Genomic DNA, 22,650 nt, shown 5'->3' on the forward strand with positions numbered 1-22,650 from the left:
CTACTGATAATTCTCCTGCCAGAAGATCATTCGATCATTCCCCCGAGCACGCCCAAACGTAATAATGGCATCTGGCACGGTGTTATCATTGGCCGTTCCGTTCTGATCCCAGTCATAGCGTAACCACTCATCTAAAGCAGAGATCCCCACCGGAAAGTAACCGGTATGATCATTCCCACCACTGCCAGCACCCGGTGCACTAAAGATCAGACTGAAATCACCACTGTTTGTCACCGCACTACTACCGCTGATAGTTAATGTGCCAACGGAAGAACCATCACCAACGCTGACCGTCCGGCTCGCCGTCGTCGTTCCGATCACTGAGCCATCAAAGCTCATATCCGCAAGCGCTATCTCAGTACAACTATCAGCACTGTTCGTCACGAAGCCACTGCCATCCCAATATTGTGTAACAAAGGGGACGGGAAGATCCTGTGTTTCGGGGCCATGCGCCGACTGGAGTAATAAACGCCCATAGCGCATCGGGTGGACCGACCCGATCGCAACAGCGGTACAACTACTGCCACAACTCCCTGCGGTCAGCGGATCAATATCTAACGCGCCTGATTCAAAATTACGGCCATCGGCCAATCCACCATCTTCGATCATCATCCCCAACTGAAGCTGCGAGAACGGTCCATCTTCCAGACCGGCTTCACCACCGTCACGCTGCAAGATCACATCAGTGACCGGCGTACCGCCCGCGGATGCCACTTTGTTGATCACTCCCAGCTCCCAACCGCTCAGACTGATAGTCGAGCCTGAAGCCGAGGTGTTTAATCGCGCTGAAAGATCAACACCGTCATCAGCATTCTCTGCGGTTAACACCACAGAATCGGTCGTGTAGAGAGCCAGGTCATAATTCTGCGTTACACTGTGTGCCGGGTCAGCAGCGTGGGCCTCAATGCGATATTCAATCGGACCGTAGGGCTGTTGCATATAATTGAATGAGCTACAGCTCAGAGTGAGCAGTTCCGCTGAAAGTTCGAAATGATCGGGGTAGAAGCGACCAATCTTTTCAGAAAACCCGGAGATATCTGCATCAACAGCACCCAGGTAATCACTGTGCTGTGCAATTAATATCAGGCTTCCAACCTCATCGTACTGCAGAGTCCCCTCTGTATCCGCGCCGGCGCGAACACTGTAGCCATCCAGCAGGAGACTGATATCACCCGTCAGATCACCCTCAACCCCTAATGCGGGAGTAAATGAGTCCACACTCAGCGCGGTCGTCCCTTCAAAGTTAGGCGTAACCCCATTATCCGTGACATTAACACCCTGTTCGGGTACGCCATCATAAACACCCAGCGTATCCTCATCATCTGCGGCGCTGTAGCGAAAGGCATTGATCTCCAGCTTGAAATCACTGCCTGCTGAGGTGAACCCGCCACCTGAAACCTCATCGCCTCCAGGATTAGTAACCGTATCGGCGACTACAGAGGTAAAACCAAATGCAAATGGGCGCACCACAAATGGATTGGATGAACCGGAGATGAGTGCAGCTGTATCTGGCGCAGTGTAACGGGCATGTAATTGCATCTGTCCCGCGTCACTGTATGTTAATGACAAGGGTGCCTTAGCGTCTGCGCCAAAGCTCAACTCAATCGGGGTATAGGCTCCCGGCGATACCGGAGAGGCACTGTTGAGTTCAATATTCTCACTATCAGTATCGGTCACGACATTCATCAATTGCCCTGCAACACAGCTGCTGGGGGATTCGCACTGGGCGGCCAGTTCAATGGTCACATCACCGGTAAACAGGGCCGCACACACCGTAGGGTCATCATCGGAGGCCTGCACCGCTTGTAGGTACAACGCTTCTGCAAACGGCGTTTGTGCTGAAGATTTTCCTGAGATCTGAGTCGGAATCAACTCATTATCAAGGCTATCGATAAACCTGAGTTCTGCCCTGCTGAAGGTAATCGGTGGATCATCCGAGGCATCGGCACTCCCACTGGTTTCAGTTGCACTGCCATCGGTCACATTGAAAGAGAAGGTTTCGCTGGCGGCAGACAATCCGGTATAGCTATATGCAAGCTGGACAGATACCTCACCCGAAGCAAAGGTGTAGATGGCCTCACCGTCATCAGCGGCTCCATTATCCAATGAGCCGCCACCGGAAACGATCGATATCCAATCCCCTCGGTTATGGGAAGTTGTGAGCGTGATCTGCGCCTCACCGGTATCCGACGCAAGGTTATGATCACCGTCCAGATGCGCTGTAATGGTCACGGTTTCTGCCAGGCAGGTCACCCCGCTGCCTGAATGACTAATTCCGTAATGATCAACTTCAGCATCCGGTTCACCATCATTGCTACTACCCGGGGTTGGATCGGTGACTTCGGTAAAATCACCCTCACCATCAGGCTTTCGGGCAAAGATGATTTTATTGTCTCCCCCTCCGCCGAGATCAACCCCACAGGCTGCTGGGACACTCCAATATTGGTCTTTTTTACAGGCATCTTTACAGAAATGGACATAATCCATAACGTCACCCGCACTATCGAGCAGTGCAATTTCCCACTCATTTGAGGAGAGCGTTTGTGGCGAACTTAAGTATTGAGTGGGAGTGTGTGATGTCAGGCCTGAATCATATGTTTGCGAAGCGTTATCAAACACACCAACAATCATATTCCCCGTACCATAACTGACACAGACCGGGGCTTTCCCACTGTCGCTGGTACATAACTGCCAACCGCTGACATCGACATCAACATCGCCGAGTATGATTGTCTCTACATACTTAATCGGTCCAGCGGTGCCCTGCGGCACCATCTCATTAATATTGCCAGTGGTGTTAGCACTACAAGATAAACTCACTGGTGATGAGACAGGCTTTTTCGCATGAAGTATCGGACTGGCAACAGTGATGCCGAATAGAATTGCTAACAGAAAACCGATACGACGTCTCATCTTTATATCCCTTGCCCTGTCAGAGCTCCAGCTTAAGATTCAATCCTAGCTCATAGCGTTCATCCAATATACGCCCGATCGTGCTCCCCTGAGCCAGATGATAAGCGTATTGCATATGCAGACAGCGGATTTTGTCCCACTGCGAAATGCCACCAATGCCATATTTTTGGTAGAGAGGCGTAAAACCAAGCGCCTCGATTTTTTCCTTCTGCTCTTCTGAAGCCGATGCCCAGCGCAGATCCACGTAGCGCTGCTGATCCACCAGATGGGCTTCGCGAAGGGCCTCATTATCTGCCAACTCCTGCTCAAGGAGCTTCACCGCACCAGCGGTTTCGATCTCGGCGATCGCCTGATAGATCTCTTTACTGGAGAGCCAGTAAAGTGTGGGAAAGGGCTTATCATCAACCAGAAGTTCCATCTGCAGGACCAGTGGAACCCCGGCCTTATCCTGAACAGCGATTCCCGCTAAACCTCGGGGTTCACGCCCCAACTGCTCTCTGATGATCTCTAACTGCTGCTCTGTAGGTGCTATCAATCTACTGTTTCTCTTCCTAATATTGACCGGAGATCTCACTCCGAAAAGGTACGATGCTCTACCGAACGATCATTATCACGACATTATACATTACCGTAGTCTTCACCTCGTCCTAACCAGCGCTCAACCAATGAGTCGGAATCTCCAGGCCAATCCTGCATCTGCCCCGCAACCGCTTTTACCCGACTCAACAGGTCAGAGTCACGCTGCAGATCAGCCATTTTGAACTGCATCACACCCGTTTGGCGGGTACCTAACACCTCACCGGGGCCGCGTAATTCAAGATCTTTTTCCGCTATACGGAAGCCATCCGTCGTTTCCCTCATTACCGCCAGTCGCTCACGCCCCTGATTAGAGAGCGGCGCGTGATACATCAGCACACAAAAGCTCTCAACAGAACCGCGCCCGACTCGCCCACGCAGCTGATGCAACTGCGCCAACCCTAAGCGCTCAGGGTTTTCAATAATCATCACGCTGGCATTAGGAACATCTACGCCGACCTCGATTACGGTCGTTGCCACCAGCAGATCCAGCTCAGCCGCTTTGAAGCGCTGCATTATCTCGGCTTTCTCAGCCGGTTTCATCCGCCCATGTACCAACCCAATACGCAGTTCGGGTAGCAGTTCTGTTAGTTCTTGAGCGGTAACTTCGGCCGCCTGGCATTGAAGCGCCTCAGACTCTTCAATCAGTGTGCACACCCAATAAACCTGACGTTTATCGGTACAGGCATTTCGCACCCGTTGCATCACCTCATCACGGCGTGTATCTGCAATCACCACTGTATGCACCGGTGTGCGTCCCGGTGGTAACTCATCGATAATTGAACAATCCAGATCGGCATAAGCGCTCATCGTCAGCGTTCTGGGAATCGGTGTCGCTGTCATGATCAGTTGATGCGGTGCTAACTCTCCGTTGCGCCCCTTCTCACGCAACGCCAGTCGCTGGTGTACACCAAAGCGATGCTGCTCATCCACGACAACCAACCCGAGATCAGCAAATACAACCTCCTCCTGAAACAACGCATGGGTGCCTACTACCACCCTGGCATCACCGGAACGAATCAGATCCAGCTGTTCCTGACGTTGCTTTCCCTTCAGTTTACCTGCCAACCATGCCACCTTAACGCCTAAGGGTTCCAGCCAGCTGCTGAAATTAAGATAGTGCTGCTCAGCAAGAATCTCGGTCGGAGCCATCACCGCCGCCTGATGATTCCCTTCCACCGCCTGAATTGCTGCCAACGCAGCAACGACGGTTTTGCCTGAACCCACATCGCCCTGCACAAGCCGCAGCATCGGATATGCCTGAGCCAGATCCTGTTTAACTTCGGCACTGACACGCTGCTGCGCTCCTGTTAGCGGGAAGGGTAGTTGACTCAGGAACTGCTGATGTAACTCTGCTGTACCGATCAGTTGTGGTGCGCCTTTCTGACGAGTCTTCTGACGCAGCTTCAGCAAGGAGAGGTGATGTGCCAGCAACTCCTCAAATGCCAGACGTCGTTGAGCCGGATGCAACCCCTCCAGCAGTAAGTGCTGATCTGCATCCACAGGCGGTCGATGCAGATAGGCCACAGCAGTATCGAGACTGGGAAACTGCCACCCCTCCCGAAGGCTCTGCGGCACCAGCTCCTGCAAAGCACCCGATTTGAGATGGATTAATGCCTGTTCGGTCAGCGCCCTTAAACGTCCCTGATGTAACCCTTCAGTAGTCGGATACACCGGAGTCAGAAACTCTTCCACAGGCACCAGCTCATCGCTCTCTACCCGCTTATAATCGGGATGAACCATCTCAAGTCCGTTAGCGCCCGTTCGGACCTCACCAAAACAGCGAATGCTGACACCCGCACGCAGATTGTTTTTCTGGCTCGCGGAGAAATGGAAAAAACGCAGTGTGAGGGAACCGGTGCCATCCTGAATACGACAGAGCAGACTACGACGACGCCCCTTACTAATATCTGCCAGCTTGACCTCACCCTGAATCACACATTCATCTCCAGGGCGAAGAGAACCGATTGGAATAATTCGTGTACGATCCTGATAGCGAAGCGGCAGATGAAACAGGAGATCCTGAACCGTAAGAATGCCTAGGTTATTTAATTTTGCAGTGAGTGCCGCCCCTACACCTTTAAGCTCACTAACCGGAATAGCGGCCAGTGATTGCGTCATCGCTGACCCGCCGGGTCAAAATTACCGATCGCTTCCACCAGCACATCGATCGCCTGAGGGCGGGGAAAACTCGCGCGCCAGGCGACACCCACCGTCCGCTGCGGGGCGGGTTGTTTAAAAGGCCGTGTGATCACCATGTCTGATTGTGTCGGTCCATAGACTGCTGATTGCGGCAGGACAGAGCACCCCAACCCTGATCCCACCATCATCCGGATCGTTTCCAACGAACTTCCCTCCGTGATGGTATGCTGATCGTGCAGTGCCTGAGATAGAGTTGGGCAGGACTCCAACACCTGATCGCGGAAGCAGTGTCCCTCTCCGAGCAAGAGCAATGGCGTCTGCGGCAGATCCTCGCTATTGACCTCTTTCTGCTGCCCCCAGGGATGCCCCTTCGGCATCAGCATCTCAAAATCTTCATCGTACAGTGGCCGGGTTAGGATATCCGGCTCATGGAAAGGCAGTGCCAGGATCACGGCATCCAGTTCACCGCTGCGAATTTTCAACCGCAGATTCTCAGTAAAATTTTCCTCGATATAGAGCGGCATCTCCGGCGCCAGTTTCTGTACCTGCGAGACCAGATGAGGAAACAGGTAGGGACCGATCGTATAGATCGCACCCACCCGCAGCGGGCTTTTCAGCTGATCTTTACCCTCCTGGGCCAGATCCTTGATCGTATCCGCCTGTTCCAGTACACGCTGAGCCTGCTGCACCACTTTATCTCCGACCGGGGTTACCCTGACCGAGTTTTTACTGCGCTCAAACAGAGGAACACCCAACTCCTCCTCCAGCTTTTTCACTGCTATCGATAGGGTAGGCTGGCTGACAAAACACTTCTCCGCCGCATGGCCGAAGTGTTGCTCCCGTGCCAGGGTCACGATATAACGCAGTTCTGTGAGGGTCATGCGGGTTCATCCTTTGCTATGATGCCATTCAGATTGATAACCGGAGGCTCTATGCAACATACCACGCTTATCGCCGGATGCGGCGACGTCGGCACAACCCTGGGACTACAGTTACAGCAACAGGGACATAAAGTGTTCGGTCTGCGTCGTAATATAAACCAGCTACCGCAGGGCATCCAAGGGATAAGCGCTGATCTGACGCAATTAGCCGGGTTAAAATCCAAACTTGCAGAGCTGCACTCCTGTGATTTTCTTCTCTTCTGTTGCGCCGCGAACCAACATACAGAAGCCGGATACAGGGCGGCTTATCTGGAGGGGTTCAGCAACCTACTCCAGGCTCTACCGATCAGACCCAAACATATTTTTTTCACCTCCAGTACAGCGGTCTACCATCAGAATGACCATGACTGGGTAGATGAAGAGAGCCCCTGTAATCCCACAGGGTTTAACGGCAAGATCATGCTTGAAGCAGAGCAGCAGGTTCAGAATCTGGACACACCTGCAACCGTGGTTCGTTTCAGCGGCATCTATGGCCCCGGCAGAAACCACCTACTACATCGAGTTCAACGAGGCGATACAGCTCCCGCTGAACCACCACTGTTTAGCAACCGTATCCATAGGGATGATTGTGCAGGCGTTTTGTTACACCTGATCAACCGGGTGATTCAGGGCAAGGTTGTGGATAACTGCTATCTGGCCAGCGATGATCAGCCCTCAACCCTGCATGAAGTGACTCACTGGCTGGCAGCAGAGATGAAAACTCCTCTCCGTTCAGAAACGCTCTCCCGCAGAACGGGAAGTAAACGCTGCAACAATAGTAGGCTCAAAACCAGTGGCTACCAGTTTATCTATCCGAACTACCGTGATGGCTATCTCAAACTGCTTTCAGAACAATAAAAAAGGGGCTTTCGCCCCTCTAAAATAGGTAACGGTTACTTAGCAAACTCATCCAGCAACGCCTGCTGCGCGGAGAAGGGTTCCTCCCCCTCCGAGGGCTTGTTCTGGACATAACTGCCATCAGCTTGCAGCTCCCAGCTCTGACAGTTATCACGCATATAGTAATCGAGTTCACGTTTCAGACGTTCAGCATGTTTCCCAAATACCTGAAACCCTGTTTCAACCCGGTTCAGCATATTTCGTTCCATCCAGTCGGCGCTGGCACAGAACACATCCGGCTTACCATTGTTCCCAAAGTAGTAGACTCGGGTGTGCTCAAGGAAACGTCCAATAATCGAGCGCACATGGATATTTTCAGATAAACCCTCGATCCCCGGGCGGATACGACACATACCACGAATGATCAGTTCAACTTTCACGCCCGCTGCAGCAGCCTGATAGAGTTCACGAATCATCTTCGGCTCAGTCAGACCATTCACCTTCACCATGATATGACCCGGTTTCCCTGCTTTTGCCAATCGCGCTTCCCGACGGATCAATTCAATCATCTTGGCATGCAGGGTAAATGGTGCGTTGTAGAGCTTTTTAAGCTTCTGAATTTTGCCCATTCCGGTCAACTGCTGGAACACTTTATGCACATCTTCGCCCACCTCCTGATCCGAGGTAAGGAAGCTGTAGTCGGAATAGAGTCGCGCGGTGCCTGAATGGTAGTTACCGGTTCCGAGATGGGAATATCGAATCAGCTTGTTGCCCTCTTCCCGGACAATCAGCATCGCTTTGGCATGGCACTTATAACCCACTACACCATAGACAACCAGGCAACCCGCTTCCTGAAGGCGAGCCGCCAGATGCAGGTTACTCTCCTCATCAAAACGGGCCCGTAGCTCAATCACCACGGTTACCTCTTTACCGCTACGCGCCGCTTCTACCAGTGCATTCACGATGTCCGATTTTACACCGGTTCGATAGAGCGTTTGTTTGATCGCAACGACATCGGGATCTTTGGCAGCCTGACGCAGCAGATCCACTACCGGCGTAAAGGACTGGAACGGGTGCAGCAGCAGTTGGTCCCCAGCTTTGAGAGAATCAAAAACGCTCTCCCCCTTTAACTTCCCCGGGACACCCGGAGAAAAGGGCTTCCAACGCAGGTCATTGCGCTCCACCAGATCTCTCAGCGCCATCAGGCGCGTCAGGTTCACTGGTCCGTTCACCCGATAGGTCTGCGACTCATCCAGCTTATACTCCTGCTGCAGGAACGCGATCAACTCCTCCGGTGTACGCTGATCCACCTCCAGACGAACAGCATCACCAAACTTGCGTGAATGCAGTTCACCTCGAAGGGTATTCGCCAGATCTTCCACCTCCTCCACATCGAAGGTCATATCGGCATTTCGGGTGATCCGGAACTGATAACACCCCTCAACGGTCATCCCAGGAAACAACTCATCGGCAAACTCATGAATGATTGATGAGAGGAAGATCAGATTATCTCCCCCTTCACAGAGTTCATCCGGAAGCCTGATCAGACGCGGCAGAGAGCGCGGAGCCGGGATAATTGCCATACCGGTTTCACGCCCAAACGCATCCTTACCATCCAATTCAACGATAAAGTTCAGGCTTTTATTCACCAGTCGCGGAAACGGATGGGAGGGATCAAGACCTACAGGGCTGATCACAGGCACCACACGTTCCTGAAAATACGCCTCAACCCACTCACGCTGTTCCGCTGTCCATAGGTGACGGCGGATGAAGTGAATATTCTCTTTTTCAAGATCAGGAAAGATAATTTCGTTCAGGATCTTGTATTGGCGCTCTACCGTCAGATGGCAGATTTCGCCAATACGATCCAATACGGTCCGGGGATGCATCGCATCCGGCCCTACTGCCTCACGCCCATACTTAAGCTGAGTTATCTGTTCGGCGACCCGGATCTCAAAGAACTCATCCAGGTTACTGGAGAAGATCAGCAGAAACATCAGCCGCTCAAGCAGCGGATGCTTCTCATCCAGCGCCTGTTCCAGAACGCGCATATTAAACTGCAGATGGCTCAGTTCACGGTTGATATAGAGTTCAGGCGCTTTGAGGTCTACCGGCGTCTGCTCTACCTCCTGCTCGGTGATCGCAACGCTTTCGCGACTTTCAATTAACGCAACCGCGGCTTCGCTCTGCTCTACTACATCAACCATGAGTCTTACCTCTTCCTAAATTTTAACGGGGCCCTTAATAAAATAAAGGCTCCTCTAATCATTCATCCATTGAGCTACGCGCTTGGCAAAATAGGTTAAGACCCCATCCGCTCCGGCGCGTTTAAAGGCCAGCAACGATTCCAGAGTCACACTCTGTTCATCCAGCCAGCCGTTTTGGAATGCGGCAACATGCATCGCATACTCACCACTCACCTGATATACATAGGTAGGCGCCTTTAGCTCATCTTTAACCCGACGCACGATATCCAGATAGGGCATCCCTGGCTTCACCATCACCATATCAGCACCCTCTGCCAGATCCAGTGAGACCTCATGCAGAGCCTCATCACTGTTAGCAGGGTCCATCTGATAGCTGAATTTATTCCCCTTACCAATATTAGCAGCTGAGCCAACGGCATCACGAAATGGCCCATAGTAAGCACTTGCATACTTGGCAGAGTAAGCCATGATAAGAGTATTAACAAAGCCGTTACTTTCCAACTCATCCCGAATACCGCCAATACGACCATCCATCATGTCACTGGGAGCCACAATATCAGCCCCCGCTTCGGCATGGGAAAGGGCCTGTTGGATCAGGGTATCAACGGTACGGTCATTCAGCACATAGCCCTCTTCATTGATGATGCCGTCCTGCCCGTGGGTCGTGAAGGGGTCCAGTGCAACATCGGTCATGATCCCCATCTCAGGGCAGGCATCTTTGATCGCTTTCACTGCCCGTTGCGCCAGCCCATCCGGATTATAGGACTCCTCTGCAAACTCAGACTTCGCATCCATCGGTGTGACAGGAAACAGAGCCATGGCCGGAACACCCAGGCTACTCAGCTCTTTTGCCTCTTTTACCAACAGATCGATGCTCATACGCTCAACACCCGGCATCGATGCGACCTGCTCAGTCTGGTTTTCCCCTTCAATAACAAATACCGGGAAGATCAGGTCATCGGGAGTCAGGACATTCTCGCGCATCAAACGACGGGAAAAATCATTCGCACGCATACGACGCATGCGGGTTTCTGGATAAAAACGCTGGCTGTTATTAAAGGACACGACAAATTCCTTACTGTGCAGAGACAAATTGGACAGGAAAAAGATGACAAGCAGATGACAACCCTGAAACTCAGCGGCGTCTCTCTAAAGCGTCATCGTAGTAATGAGAGAGATCTTATCGTAATCTTGCCCTAAAAGGGTATGACCAAGCGCATAACAGGTTGGATCAAGGAGTCAGGAAACATGAAAAAAATCGCAGTTATTCTCTCCGGATGTGGTGTCTATGATGGTTCAGAGATCTATGAAACCGTAGTAACACTGCTTCAGATTGCAGAAAAGGGGGCTGAATATCAATGCATGGCACCCAACACGACTCAGATGCACGTCATCAATCACCTCACCGGTGAAGTTGCAGAGGGAGAGAGCCGAAACGTACTAGTTGAAGCGGCCCGTCTGGCACGAGGCGAGGTGATCGATCTGGCAACAGCTGATGCGGCAGATTACGATGCTCTGATCATCCCGGGTGGATTTGGTGCGGCCAAAAACCTTTCAGACTTTGCAGTTACGGGGGCTGATTGTCAGGTGAACCCTGATGTAATCCGTTTCACTCAGGCGATGCATCAGGCGGGCAAACCTGTCGGGCTTATCTGCATCGCTCCCGCCATGACACCTATTTTGTTCGGCGAGGGCGCGACCTGCACCATCGGTAATGATGCTGATACAGCGGCAGCCATCGAAGCGATGGGCGGCCGTCACCAAAACTGCGGTGTAAGCGAGATTGTGATCGATGCGGAGCGCAAACTGATCACTACCCCAGCTTACATGCTGGCGGGTTCTATCACAGAAGCGGCTTCAGGTATCCGCAAACTGGTTGATCAGGTGATTGAGATCGCTTGATAGTTCTACTGCTGCCCGGAGAATGCCCGGGCAGTTTAACTGTATGCATGCGAGGTGGGAGCTGCGCAGCGTAATCACGCTAGCCTTGGACAGCTGCGAAAAGCGCCAAAAGGGTTCCGCTTTAAGCTATCTTCAGAGCAGAATGATCGGTCAGCTTAAATACTGCGATGCGACCACTGCATAAATATTCGATAGAGCATCGGGATCAGAATCAGTGTCAGGAGCGTCGAGAATGCCAGACCGCTGACGATCGCCGTTGCTACAGGCCCCCAGATCAACGAATGCCCACCGAGTCCAGTCGCCAACGAGAATAGGCCCGCAATGGTTGTCAGTGAGGTGATCAGAATCGGTATAACACGCCTTCTTGCTGCATAGAGCGTCGCATGTTTGACCGTCATCCCCTTCTCTAACCGCTGGTTACCCGCAGAGATCAAGACAATCGCAGCATTAACGGCAATCCCTGCCAGTGCGACCACCCCGTACATGGTGAAAAGACTGAGCGGATTTTGGGTCACTAATAGCCCCATGACCACACCCGTAAACGCCATCGGAATCGTCATCAGAATCATCAGGGGTTGGAAATAGCTCGAAAACTGCGTCCCAAGAATCAGGTACATCAGCCCAACCCCAAAGATAAACAGAAGACCGATCGCATCCATACTCTCCTGAATATCATCCAGCTCCCCGGAGAAATCCAGATCCAGATTGGGGAAATCCTGTTGCAGATGATTCTCCCAATGCTCGATCACCCCGTTATTTGCGGTCACAGTGTCGATCGTATCTGGCAGAATATCCGCCTCTACGGTGATGGCGCGGCGGAAATTGTAGTGGCGTATATTCCCCAGGGCCTGCTCCCGGTCGAAGCGGACTAGCCGGTTCAGTGCAATCTGCCCTCCCTCGGGTAACGGGAGTTTAAACTCTAGCAGTTGTTCAATATCCGTTAATGACTGCGGCCTGGCACGTACTCGGATCTCCAGTTTTTCACCATCATGCTGCATATCCGCAACGATCTCGCCATCGACCAGTAGCTGAGTCGTACGAATAACCTCCTGAGGATGCAAACCGGATTGCGTGATCGCATCATAATCGGGTTGTAATGAGAGCGTCATGCGCCCACCCCCTGCATCATCCGTGATATCGGTTAGCTCAGGAACAGAATTGAGGTAAGCCTGTAGAGCATCTGCAGCCGCACGGATCTCATCATATTCATCGCCTCGAACCTTGATGCTGATCGGTTTTGAGACGGGAGGCCCCCCAGCCAACCTCAGGAATGAGATATTGACCGGCCCCGGCAGAGACAATGCATCATCTCGTACTGCGGCTAACAGCTGATCCACGGAGCGATTTTCATCTGTTTTTGGCTTAAGGCCAACCAGTACCTGACCATACTGCTCACCAAACATCGGCGCGGTTTCAGTAAACTGCTGACCGGCATAACCCACCACTGCACGTACATCCTCATCCTTGAGATGCTTTCGAATTAGCGTTTCCATCTGCTTAACTTTTTCCAGCGTGGAGGATAACGGGGTCTGAGGAGCCATCTCAAAGTTAACGTAAAAGAGTCTTAGCGGGTCGGCAGCAAAGAAATCCACCTTGATCAAACCTGCGCCTAAGGCTCCCATTGCGCTCATAAATAACAGACCGATCATCGAAAACGTCAGTACCGGTCTGCGCATCGCTTTAATGAGAATCCGAACATAACTGATCTGAATTTTATGTGTCATGCGTACCCTAAAACGCTGCATGCGCCCGGGATTGTCAAACCGCACGCGCGCTACACTCACGTGTACCGGCAGCATCCAGAACGCCTCAATCAGTGATATCGCTAATGCGATGGTCACCACCATCGGGATGACCCGCATGAAATCACCAAGAATACCGGGCAGTAACATCAAGGGTAAAAATGCAGCCATGGTGGTCAATACGGCACTCACCACCGGACGCCCCACCTCGCTTAGGGAGGCCATGGTGGCTTCATACACCGGCTGCCCAAGCTGCATCCGATAGTAGATTGCCTCCACCACCACCACCGCATCATCGACCAACATTCCCAGTACGATTACAACCCCGAGTAGCACCGTGACATTCAGCGTTTCACCAATCCCCCAAAGCACCCAGAAAGTGCCCGCCAGAATAAAGGGGATGCCGATCGCGGTCAGAAAGGCGATATGCCCTCCCAGGAACAGCCAGGCCACCAGCAACACCAGCAACAACCCGATAAGTGCGTTATTTTGCATCAGTTGAATCGCTTCCCGGGTGGCAACCGTCTGATCATCAACCAGCACTAACTTTACTCCGGTCGCCTGCGCTAACTGATTACGCTGATCCATGTAGGTTTTGACACGTTCAACCAGATCAATGGTATTGGCATTGGCTTTTTTCATGACCGCCAGAACAACGGCGGGTTGACCATCAATCACGGCATCCTGCGTTGCTTTCTTTCGGGTTTTAAGAACATCAGCGATACGACTGAGTGTAATCTCCTCACCCTGCTGGCCGATCAATGGCAGCTGCTTTACCTGATCGGGGTCTGCATTACGTCCCACCATTCTGACCAGCCAGGAATCTCCACCGACATCGACACTGCCCGCCGATATATCCTGAAACCAGATCGCCACTGTATCCGCCAGTTCCGTGGGCGATAGCGATAGTGCCTGTAGTGCTGCCGGATCAAAATTGATCTGCAGCTCCGGGTCATCCAAACCTACCGGGTCCACCCGATCAACACCTAGAATACGCTCAAGATCCTCTTCAATATTGCGCGCCTGTACACGTAAGTTCTCATCATCATCCAACGCAGTCACCGCTACCGTGACGCTGGGAAATGCATTTGCGCTGGTAATCTCCAGTATCACCGGATCTATCGCATTCGCAGGCAACTCATCCTCTACATTCTGGATCTCTCGGCGAAGGTCGTTTATCCGTTTATCGAAGGTTCGGGAATCAATGTCTTCAAATCTGATCAACAGACTTGAGACCGCCTCCCGACTATTGGATGACGCAAACTTTATATCTGAAACATTTTGTATCGCATCTTCCAACGGATCGGTAACGCGCTTTTCAATATCTCCGGCGCTGGCCCCGGGCAGCACAGTGGTCACCACTACCCAGTTAAAGTTGATCGTAGGGTCTTGCTGACGAGGCAGCAGGTGGTAGCAGAGAAAGCCGATCACCAGCACCAGAATAAACAGTAGATTCGCAAGTACGTGGTTCTGGAATAGCCGGGTCCACATATTGGTCACCTACTCCTGTTCGCCTGCAGTGACCGCTTCCTGATCAGTCACAGCATGCTGGCCTTCAACAATAATTAGACTATCGGCTGGCAGATCTACCTCGACAGCCTGTCCCTCGATAGCTTCAGGCAGAGGTTCAAACACAGCAGTACCGTTTTCCAAACGCATCAAGCCCAGTTGCCCATCCCGGGAAACCACATAGCGAGCCGGTAAGCGCCCCTTAAGATCGAACCACTCAATACGACCGCTACTACCGGAAAGAGCGGCTTGCTGCTGAAAACTGAACCGGACGTTCTGAGTGCGGGCTTTGCTTTTTACTAATGGGATGATCGCACGAAGCTGCAGAGGAAAGCGCTTTCCCTGCAGTATAAAGGCAACTTCCGATGCAGACTGTAACCTCACAACCTGCTCCTGATTTAATGCGGCTTCCACCTCCTGCCCCGAAAGCGCCAGCAGACGGATAAGGACGCTACCTGGGGCAACCAGATCGCCTGAACTGACTACACGCTCCGTTACAACACCATCAAAGGGGGCCTTCGTAGAGCAGCGTTCAACAGTCAAAACCGCCATATTCAGCGCAGCTTTTGCCCCTTTTTGTTGTGCCAACAGGCTATCCAGCTCTGCTCTGCGCTGATCGCGCAACTCTCTGGATGCGTTTCGCTGTTTTAACAGTTTTTCAGCGCGCTCTAACTGCTGACGTGCCAGCCGACTTTGGGCATATAAAGTTTTCAGTACGCTATCCGCTTGCTCTCTGGCAAGCTGATGGTCACGACAATCCAGTGTTGCCAACACCTGCCCCTCGGACACTTGATCGCCCACCCTAACCTTAACCGATTCCACTTCCGCGTTAATTCGGGCGCTTATCTGAGCATGTTCATCATTCACCACCCGGGCAGGAGCAGTATGGGAGGTGCTGTTAAGAAGAGAGGAGAGTGGCGCAACAACGACATGGGTTGCTGCAGATGAAGCTGATCCGATAACAAGTAGTAAACTGCCGATTAACAATCGCATACGGCCTTCCCTGAAGTAGACATCGTTGAATCAATGACCAACTTTAGTCTTGTTTGAACAATAAGATCAATGCTCTGTTCCAATCAGGCAAAAAAAAGCCCTGCTTAGCAGGGCTTTTTTTCGGGCTTTAGAGTCTGACCTCTATCCCTTTATCACGCATATAAGCTTTGGCCTGAGGAACGGTGTATTCATTGAAGTGGAAGATAGATGCTGCCAGTACCGCATCCGCCTTGCCTTCAATACAGCCTTCAACCAGATGGTCCAGATTACCGACCCCACCTGAAGCAATCACAGGCACGTTAACCGCCTCACTGATCGCACGAGTGACATCAAGATCGTAGCCATTCTTCACACCATCCTGATCCATCGAAGTCAGCAGAATCTCACCGGCGCCAAGTTCAACCATCTTTTTGGCCCACTCAACCGCGTCGATACCGGTTGGCTTACGACCACCGTGAGTGAAGATCTCCCAACGGTTCTCTTCACTCTCTTTTGAGACCTTTTTAGCGTCAATCGCGACAACGATACATTGAGAGCCAAAGCGCTCGGAAGCTTCCTTTACAAACTCAGGATTAAAGACGGCAGCTGAGTTGATCGACACTTTATCAGCACCAGCATTGAGCATGGTCCGGATATCTTCACAGGTTCTAATTCCTCCACCTACCGTCAGTGGAATAAACACCTGTGATGCCATACGTTCAACCGTATGCACCATCGTATCGCGGCCTTCATGGGTTGCTGTAATATCCAGGAAGGTGATCTCATCTGCGCCCTGCTCATCGTAACGTTTAGCAACCTCTACCGGATCACCCGCATCACGAATATCAACAAACTTTACACCTTTAACAACGCGGCCATTTTCCACATCAAGGCAGGGAATAATTCGTTTTGCCAAAGCCATCAGATTTTACCGTCCCAGTTGAGGAAATTTTTCAAAAGCTGCAGCCCCGCTTTAGAGCTTTTCTCCGGATGGAACTGAACTGCAAACACATTATCCCGCGCCAGAGCCACATCAAAGGGCAAGCCATAGTGGCAGGCACCGGCAACCAGATCACGTGCATCTGCCTGAACATAGTAGCTGTGGACAAAATAGAAACGGCTTCCATCTTCGATATTGTCCCAAAGTGGATGATCAATACTCTGGCTAACTTCGTTCCAGCCCATATGCGGCACCTTCAGGCGCGCACCCTCTTCCCGAAGATCATCACCAAAGTACTTAACCTCACCCTCAAAGTGTGAGAGGCAATCCACACCACTATTCTCTTCTGAGCGCTCAAGCAACGCCTGCATACCGACGCAGATTCCCAGAAACGGTTTCCCTGAGTTGATCGCATCGGTCACCTCTTTATCCACACCGACCCGTAACATCTCGGCCATGCAGTCGCGCATTGCTCCGACACCCGGCAGAATAACCCGGTCTGCACTGGCAACCAGTGCCGGGTCTGAGGTGACACGAACCTCAATGCCTGGCTCGACAAACTCAAGCGCCTTGGCAACCGAGTGCAGGTTGCCCATTCCATAATCGATTACGGCTACACTCGACATAAGTTACAAACACCCCTTCGTGGATGGCATTGCATCAGCTGCACGTGCGTCTATCTCTAATGAATAGCGCAGCGCACGCCCAAACGCTTTAAAGATCGTTTCCGCCTGGTGGTGGGCATTAAAGCCTTTAATGTTGTCAATGTGCAGCGTCACCCCTGCATGATTTACAAACCCCTGGAAAAACTCCCAGAACAGCTGGGTGTCGAGTCGACCGATCGTTGCACGGGTAAATTCGCACTGCATATCAAGACCGGGACGGCCGGAGAAATCGATCACGACACGTGACAGCGCCTCATCCAGCGGGCAGTAAGCATGTCCATAGCGCATGATCCCTTTACGGTCACCCACCGCTTCTTTGAATGCCTGCCCTAAAGTGATGCCTATATCTTCTACGGTGTGGTGATCATCGATGTGGGTATCACCCACCGCATGAATATCCAGATCGATCAAACCGTGTCGGGAGATCTGTTCCATCATGTGCTCTAAGAAAGGCACTCCGGTGTCTGCCTTGAATTGGCCAGTACCATCAATATTTACAGATACAGTGATCTGCGTTTCCAGTGTATTTCGGCTTACCTTGGCTGTACGTTCCGCCATGGTTCTCTCCCGCTAGTTTGATCAGAGCGCAGATTATACAACCATCCCCTGCCCCATGCACTTTCGTTCACCCCTGAATCTGAGCGAAATAACCCGGCTTAAGCTATCTTTTAAAGGAATCAATCTGGATACTGCGTCTAACCCGATGAAAGATGTCGACCTACAACAGCTTCTAAAGGGTAACCACCAAGCACTTCTTCTGGTCATTGATGCGTTGCCCTTCCCCATTTATTACAAAGATTGCGAGGGTAAGTATCTCGGTTGCAACCGTTCCTACGAAGAGTACACCGATCTAACCCGTGAAGAGCTGATCGGCCGTGATGTTTTTCAGGTATTTGACCCTGTATCCGCAGCAATTTTCGCAGCTTCTGACCAGAAGTTGCTCGATACCCCCGGAACCCAGATCTACGAAACGCCCGTGCATAGGGAAGGAACGGTCACCAGTTACGTTAAATTTCATAAAGCCACCTTTCACAATCAAGATGGATCTGTTGCGGGCCTGATTGGGGCGATCATTGATATCACCGAACAGAAAACACTTGAGAAAAAGTTCAAGCGTCTGGCTACCTATGATGATCTCACCGGCATATATAACCGGCGTGAAGGGCGTAAACAGCTGAAGCAGCTAAGTCAGGAAGCATTACGAAAAGAGCGCCCGCTGTCGATTATCCTGCTGGATCTGGACAACTTTAAAGTGATTAACGACACCTACGGCCACGACACCGGGGACTTAGTTCTAAAGACTGTTGCCAACTGCCTTGAACGCTACACCCGAGCGCATGATGTCGTCTGCCGCTATGGCGGTGAGGAGTTCATGATCATCCTGCCCGAAACCGATAAACAGGATGCCCTCCATATCGGTCAACGCTACCTGAAAGAGTTAAGAAAAGTCGAAGTGCCACTGATCAGCAATGAGATACTGACTGTCACAGCCAGCATAGGTATCAGTGAGCTTGATATCGAATTTTCTGACCTAGAGCTGATGCTGAAACAAGCGGATCTGGCCCTCTACCGAGCAAAAGAAAACGGTAAGAATAAGGTTTCGCTCTAATTTATTCATCCCCTCTTCAGGCTGATTGATTGAAACTTAACTATTTCTGTTTATGCTCACAGGTATGCAGAGGGCTATCTCCCCTCTCAGAAAAACAAAACAGTACCTTGCCAAGGAGAGAATCATGAAAGGTCTGCTGAAACTCATCGCCGGATTAGCTGCACTGGTCGTTGTAGTCATCCTCGCTGGTGGTGCCATTCTCGGGGCATTTTTTGACCCAAACGAATACAAGCCTGAGATCGAAAAAGCGGCATTAGAAAATGCGGGCATCGAGCTTAAGATACAAGGTGATATCGGCTGGTCAGTGTTCCCATGGCTAGGACTGGCGGTAAATCAGATAGACCTGAAATTCCCGGGCAAGGCAGAACTGGCCAGTCTGAATCAGGCCCAGATCTCCGTAAGGTTACCCGCACTGTTCTCCGGGCAGGTTGAGATGCAGAGCGTGATCATTGACGGTTTGAAACTTAATCTGGTTAAAGAGAAAGATGGCACAACAAACTGGGCTGCTGAGATCAGCCATCAGGATAGCCAGAAGAGCGGAGATAGCAGCCCTTCTGAAGCCTCGCAGGGCGCGGCAATCGCTCTGAATATCGATAGCATTCAGATCACCAACGGTGATATCACCTACGCAGACAAAACCAGTGAGATGCTTGCCCACCTCAGCCAGTTCAATATGCGTTCAGGACAGGTTGTAACCAACGCATTTTTCCCCGCTGAACTGAGTTTCAAAGCGACTCAGAGCATCAAAGGCGAGGAGCAGGTCAAGGCCGAGGCACAACTTGCAGCTGAATTCTTCCTAGATCTGGACAAGCAACTGTACAAGATTAAAGGCTTGGCCAGCACTCTGACACTGGGAGGTAAGCCTCTGGGCGGAAATAGCCTGACACTTAAGACCGCAGCAAATATCGATGCAGATCTGGCACAACAGCAGGTAAACCTTAACGATCTCAATCTTTCCGTGGCAGACCTACAGGCAAAGGGTGCGCTTGCAATCAACAACTTTGCAGCACCTATGATCAGTGGGCAGCTGGACCTCCCTGCATTTGATCTGAACAAGCTTCTTACTGCTATCGGCCAACCTGCAGTGACCACAACTGATCCAGCAGCACTGAAATCGATCAGTTTGAGTACTCAGCTTGAGGGGCCAGCCAACACAGTTACCGCAAAAACACTCACCCTGAAACTGGACGATACCACTTTCAATGGTTCGGCTGGATTTGATCTGAACAGCGGAAACATCAGTCTGAACCTTCAGGGGGATAAGCTGAATGCAGACCGATACCTGCCACCGGCAGCAGAGGGCCAAGCAACAACTCCCGCGAAATCAGACAAAACAGCGGGCTATCCTAAGGACCCCATTCTACCTGTAGACGCTCTGCGCTCACTGGAACTCGATAGCAATATCGGCCTCAAAGCCCTGCATGTCAGCAATATGGATATCAGCAATATTGCGGTTAAAGTGAATGCTCATAACGGAGTGGTGAAAGTAGGCAAGCTGAATGCTGACCTTTACGGCGGTAGCGTCCGTAACAACGTCACGATTGATCTCCGCAACAAAACACCACTAATCACATCCAACAAGAGCATCTCCGGCATTCAGGTTGGCGACATGCTAAAAGCGATGGCAGATACAGATCAGCTTACCGGAAAGCTGAATTCCAAATCCAAGATCACCCTGCGTGGTAACTCTGTCCATGATTTCGTCAACAGTATGACCGGTACCGCTAGCGTGAATATGAAAGATGGTGAGTTACACGGTATCGATATGGCCCAAACCGTCTGTCAGGGGATGAATAACGTCAGCTCTCTGGGAATTAACACTCAGGAGGTGGACAGATCAACCCCGTTTGCAAATATGGGTGCAACTGCCAATATTAAAAACGGTGTGGTTAACAACCGTGATCTTAAAGCCCAGTTGGATGCTATGGCTCTGAGCGGAAAAGGTACGGTTAATCTGCCCAAGCAGCTGCTGGATTATCGGTTGGGCTTTATGGTTGAAAAAAACCTCTTCAAAGAGACCTGCTCCTTCCCGAATAAATTAGAGGGCGTCGAGATTCCGATCGATTGTAAGGGCAGCTTCAACACAGACCCAGCAAAACTCTGCAAACCTGATTTCAGTTTCATCACTGATGCTTTGAAAAAACAGGTCAAGGAGAAAGCCAAAGCAAAAGTCGAAGAGAAAGTAAAAGACAAACTTGGCGATAAGCTTAAAGGGTTATTTGGACGCTAATCATCGATGACTCCTGAGCAATTTTCTGGCGCCATACTGGATTGGTTTGACCAGCACGGCCGCCACGACCTCCCCTGGCAGACCGATAAAACAGCCTATAACACCTGGATCTCTGAGATCATGCTACAACAGACCCAGGTCAAGACTGTCATCCCCTATTATGAGCGCTTTATCAAACGCTTTCCGACCGTAGAAACGCTTGCAGAGGCTGATCAGGACGAGGTACTGCACCTCTGGACCGGCCTTGGCTACTATGCCCGTGCACGTAATCTGCATAAAACCGCCAAGATCATTCTCTCTGAACATCAGGGGGAGTTTCCTCAGACCGTCGAACAGTTGTCTGATCTCCCAGGCATTGGCAGATCCACTGCCGGAGCCGTGCTATCAATCAGTACCGGTAGATGGGCAGCGATTCTGGACGGAAATGTGAAGCGTGTGCTGGCCCGATTCTATGCGGTGGAAACATGGCCTGGCACCAGCACCGCCCAAAAGTTTCTCTGGCAGCGCGCTGAGGCGAATACCCCCCAACAACGTGTCGGTGAGTATACTCAGGCGATGATGGACTTGGGTGCAACCCTCTGCACCCGCAGCAAACCCAGCTGTCTGCTCTGCCCTTTAGAAAAACATTGTGAAGCACGCGCACAGGGAAAAACCGATCAACTGCCCGTACCAAAGCCGAAAAAAACGATCCCGGTCAAACAGACCTATATGCTGTTGCTACAGCAGGATAACGCTGATGAGATACTCCTCTATAAACGCCCCCCTTCCGGTTTATGGGGCGGACTCTGGAGCTTGCCACAAGTTAGTGACCTGCGTGATACGCTGAACGAAACCGGATTTGAGTTGATTGAGTCCAGTATTCAGCCGCTGGAGCCCCTTCGTCACACCTTTAGTCACTTTCACCTCGACATAACCCCTATAAAAGCACGGATAAATACCCCTACAGACTCTGTCATGGAAGGAAAACCGCTGCTCTGGTATAACATAGGGCAACCAGAAAACGTTGGCCTTGCAGCACCGGTAAAAAAACTACTGCAACAACGGGTCAACTCTTAGAAAGTTTGGAGCCAAACATGAGTCGCACTGTTTTATGTCGTAAGTACAAAGAGGAACTGGAAGGATTGGACCGCCCGCCCTACCCCGGTGCTAAAGGGCAGGAGATTTACGACACCGTTTCAAAGAAAGCATGGCAGGAGTGGACCGACCATCAAACGATGATCATCAATGAAAAACATCTTAGTCTGATGGACCCATCCACCCGCGAGTTTTTGCAGAGTGAGATGGAAAAATTCCTTGATGGAGGAGACTATGAGAAGGCGGAAGGCTACGTACCGCCCGCGAAATAGTTTTTTTGTAACAAGTGGTTGACAGTTTTCCGTGAAGACGGTTTAATACGCGCCACTTGAGCTGCCCGGATAGCTCAGTCGGTAGAGCAGGGGATTGAAAATCCCCGTGTCGGTGGTTCGATTCCGCCTCCGGGCACCAC

The 22,650-nt window shown here is 51.4% G+C and carries 17 protein-coding genes and 1 tRNA gene; 7 read left to right on the forward strand and 11 right to left on the reverse strand.

Features of this window, described 5'->3' with window-relative positions; all coding sequences use genetic code 11:
* The 4 genes from Q0882_RS11055 to Q0882_RS11070 form a co-directional block, all read right to left on the reverse strand.
* Nucleotides 1-2,913, reverse strand: coding sequence for a DUF6701 domain-containing protein (locus Q0882_RS11055; RefSeq protein WP_299181490.1), 2,913 nt, complete (start codon nucleotides 2,911-2,913; stop codon nucleotides 1-3).
* 19 nt (nucleotides 2,914-2,932) lie between these two features.
* Nucleotides 2,933-3,448 carry a DUF501 domain-containing protein gene (locus Q0882_RS11060; RefSeq protein WP_299181493.1) on the reverse strand — a complete coding sequence of 172 codons (516 nt, stop codon included), beginning with the start codon at nucleotides 3,446-3,448 and terminating at the stop codon, nucleotides 2,933-2,935.
* 83 nt (nucleotides 3,449-3,531) lie between these two features.
* Nucleotides 3,532-5,610, reverse strand: a complete 2,079-nt coding sequence (gene recG, locus Q0882_RS11065; protein ID WP_299181496.1) for an ATP-dependent DNA helicase RecG — start codon at nucleotides 5,608-5,610, stop codon at nucleotides 3,532-3,534.
* A complete protein-coding gene (locus Q0882_RS11070; protein WP_299181498.1) occupies nucleotides 5,607-6,512 on the reverse strand; it encodes a hydrogen peroxide-inducible genes activator in 906 nt (301 codons plus the stop codon). Before Q0882_RS11070 ends, recG begins: the two co-directional genes overlap by 4 nt.
* A 51-nt stretch (nucleotides 6,513-6,563) precedes the next feature.
* Here Q0882_RS11070 and Q0882_RS11075 point away from each other — a divergent pair, with 51 nt between their 5' ends.
* Nucleotides 6,564-7,409 carry an SDR family oxidoreductase gene (locus Q0882_RS11075; protein WP_299181500.1) on the forward strand — a complete coding sequence of 282 codons (846 nt, stop codon included), beginning with the start codon at nucleotides 6,564-6,566 and terminating at the stop codon, nucleotides 7,407-7,409.
* 35 nt (nucleotides 7,410-7,444) lie between these two features.
* Here Q0882_RS11075 and ppk1 read toward each other — a convergent pair whose 3' ends face one another.
* Nucleotides 7,445-9,595: a polyphosphate kinase 1 gene (ppk1, locus tag Q0882_RS11080; protein WP_299181502.1), complete on the reverse strand. Its 2,151-nt coding sequence runs from the start codon at nucleotides 9,593-9,595 to the stop codon at nucleotides 7,445-7,447.
* 54 nt (nucleotides 9,596-9,649) lie between these two features.
* Nucleotides 9,650-10,660 carry a porphobilinogen synthase gene (gene hemB / locus Q0882_RS11085; RefSeq protein WP_299181505.1) on the reverse strand — a complete coding sequence of 337 codons (1,011 nt, stop codon included), beginning with the start codon at nucleotides 10,658-10,660 and terminating at the stop codon, nucleotides 9,650-9,652.
* A 183-nt stretch (nucleotides 10,661-10,843) separates the two neighbouring features.
* Between hemB and elbB the strand changes: the two genes are divergently transcribed.
* Nucleotides 10,844-11,497 (forward strand): isoprenoid biosynthesis glyoxalase ElbB, encoded by a 654-nt coding sequence (gene elbB, locus Q0882_RS11090; protein ID WP_299181508.1) that lies wholly within the window; start codon nucleotides 10,844-10,846, stop codon nucleotides 11,495-11,497.
* A 155-nt stretch (nucleotides 11,498-11,652) separates the two neighbouring features.
* Here the strand turns inward: elbB and Q0882_RS11095 are convergent, their stop codons facing one another.
* From Q0882_RS11095 to hisB, 5 genes are all read right to left on the reverse strand, one after another.
* Nucleotides 11,653-14,730, reverse strand: coding sequence for an efflux RND transporter permease subunit (locus Q0882_RS11095; protein WP_299181511.1), 3,078 nt, complete (start codon nucleotides 14,728-14,730; stop codon nucleotides 11,653-11,655).
* Nucleotides 14,731-14,739: 9 nt separating this feature from the next.
* On the reverse strand, nucleotides 14,740-15,741 hold the full coding sequence (locus Q0882_RS11100) for an efflux RND transporter periplasmic adaptor subunit (protein WP_299181514.1): 1,002 nt from the start codon (nucleotides 15,739-15,741) through the stop codon (nucleotides 14,740-14,742).
* A gap of 127 nt (nucleotides 15,742-15,868) precedes the next feature.
* Complete coding sequence (gene hisF, locus Q0882_RS11105) at nucleotides 15,869-16,642, reverse strand: imidazole glycerol phosphate synthase subunit HisF (RefSeq protein WP_299181517.1); 774 nt, start codon at nucleotides 16,640-16,642, stop codon at nucleotides 15,869-15,871.
* Nucleotides 16,642-17,286, reverse strand: a complete 645-nt coding sequence (hisH, locus tag Q0882_RS11110; RefSeq protein WP_299181520.1) for an imidazole glycerol phosphate synthase subunit HisH — start codon at nucleotides 17,284-17,286, stop codon at nucleotides 16,642-16,644. The genes hisF and hisH overlap by 1 nt, the downstream gene beginning before the upstream one ends.
* A gap of 3 nt (nucleotides 17,287-17,289) precedes the next feature.
* Nucleotides 17,290-17,883 carry an imidazoleglycerol-phosphate dehydratase HisB gene (hisB, locus tag Q0882_RS11115; protein WP_299181522.1) on the reverse strand — a complete coding sequence of 198 codons (594 nt, stop codon included), beginning with the start codon at nucleotides 17,881-17,883 and terminating at the stop codon, nucleotides 17,290-17,292.
* 55 nt (nucleotides 17,884-17,938) lie between these two features.
* On the opposite strand from hisB, the gene Q0882_RS11120 reads away from it, so the two are divergent.
* From Q0882_RS11120 to Q0882_RS11140, 5 genes are all read left to right on the forward strand, one after another.
* Nucleotides 17,939-18,934 (forward strand): GGDEF domain-containing protein, encoded by a 996-nt coding sequence (locus Q0882_RS11120; protein ID WP_299181525.1) that lies wholly within the window; start codon nucleotides 17,939-17,941, stop codon nucleotides 18,932-18,934.
* Between the two features lie 124 nt (nucleotides 18,935-19,058).
* A complete protein-coding gene (locus tag Q0882_RS11125; RefSeq protein WP_299181528.1) occupies nucleotides 19,059-21,164 on the forward strand; it encodes an AsmA family protein in 2,106 nt (701 codons plus the stop codon).
* Nucleotides 21,165-21,170: 6 nt separating this feature from the next.
* Nucleotides 21,171-22,220, forward strand: coding sequence for an A/G-specific adenine glycosylase (gene mutY / locus Q0882_RS11130; RefSeq protein ID WP_299181530.1), 1,050 nt, complete (start codon nucleotides 21,171-21,173; stop codon nucleotides 22,218-22,220).
* 17 nt (nucleotides 22,221-22,237) lie between these two features.
* Entirely contained in the window at nucleotides 22,238-22,510 is a 273-nt protein-coding gene (locus Q0882_RS11135; RefSeq protein ID WP_299181533.1) for an oxidative damage protection protein, read from the forward strand.
* 63 nt (nucleotides 22,511-22,573) lie between these two features.
* Nucleotides 22,574-22,649 (forward strand) — tRNA-Phe (locus tag Q0882_RS11140).
* The last annotated feature ends 1 nt before the right edge of the window (nucleotide 22,650 follow it).

The organism is uncultured Neptuniibacter sp., from assembly GCF_947498015.1.
Lineage (GTDB): Bacteria > Pseudomonadota > Gammaproteobacteria > Pseudomonadales > Balneatricaceae > Neptuniibacter.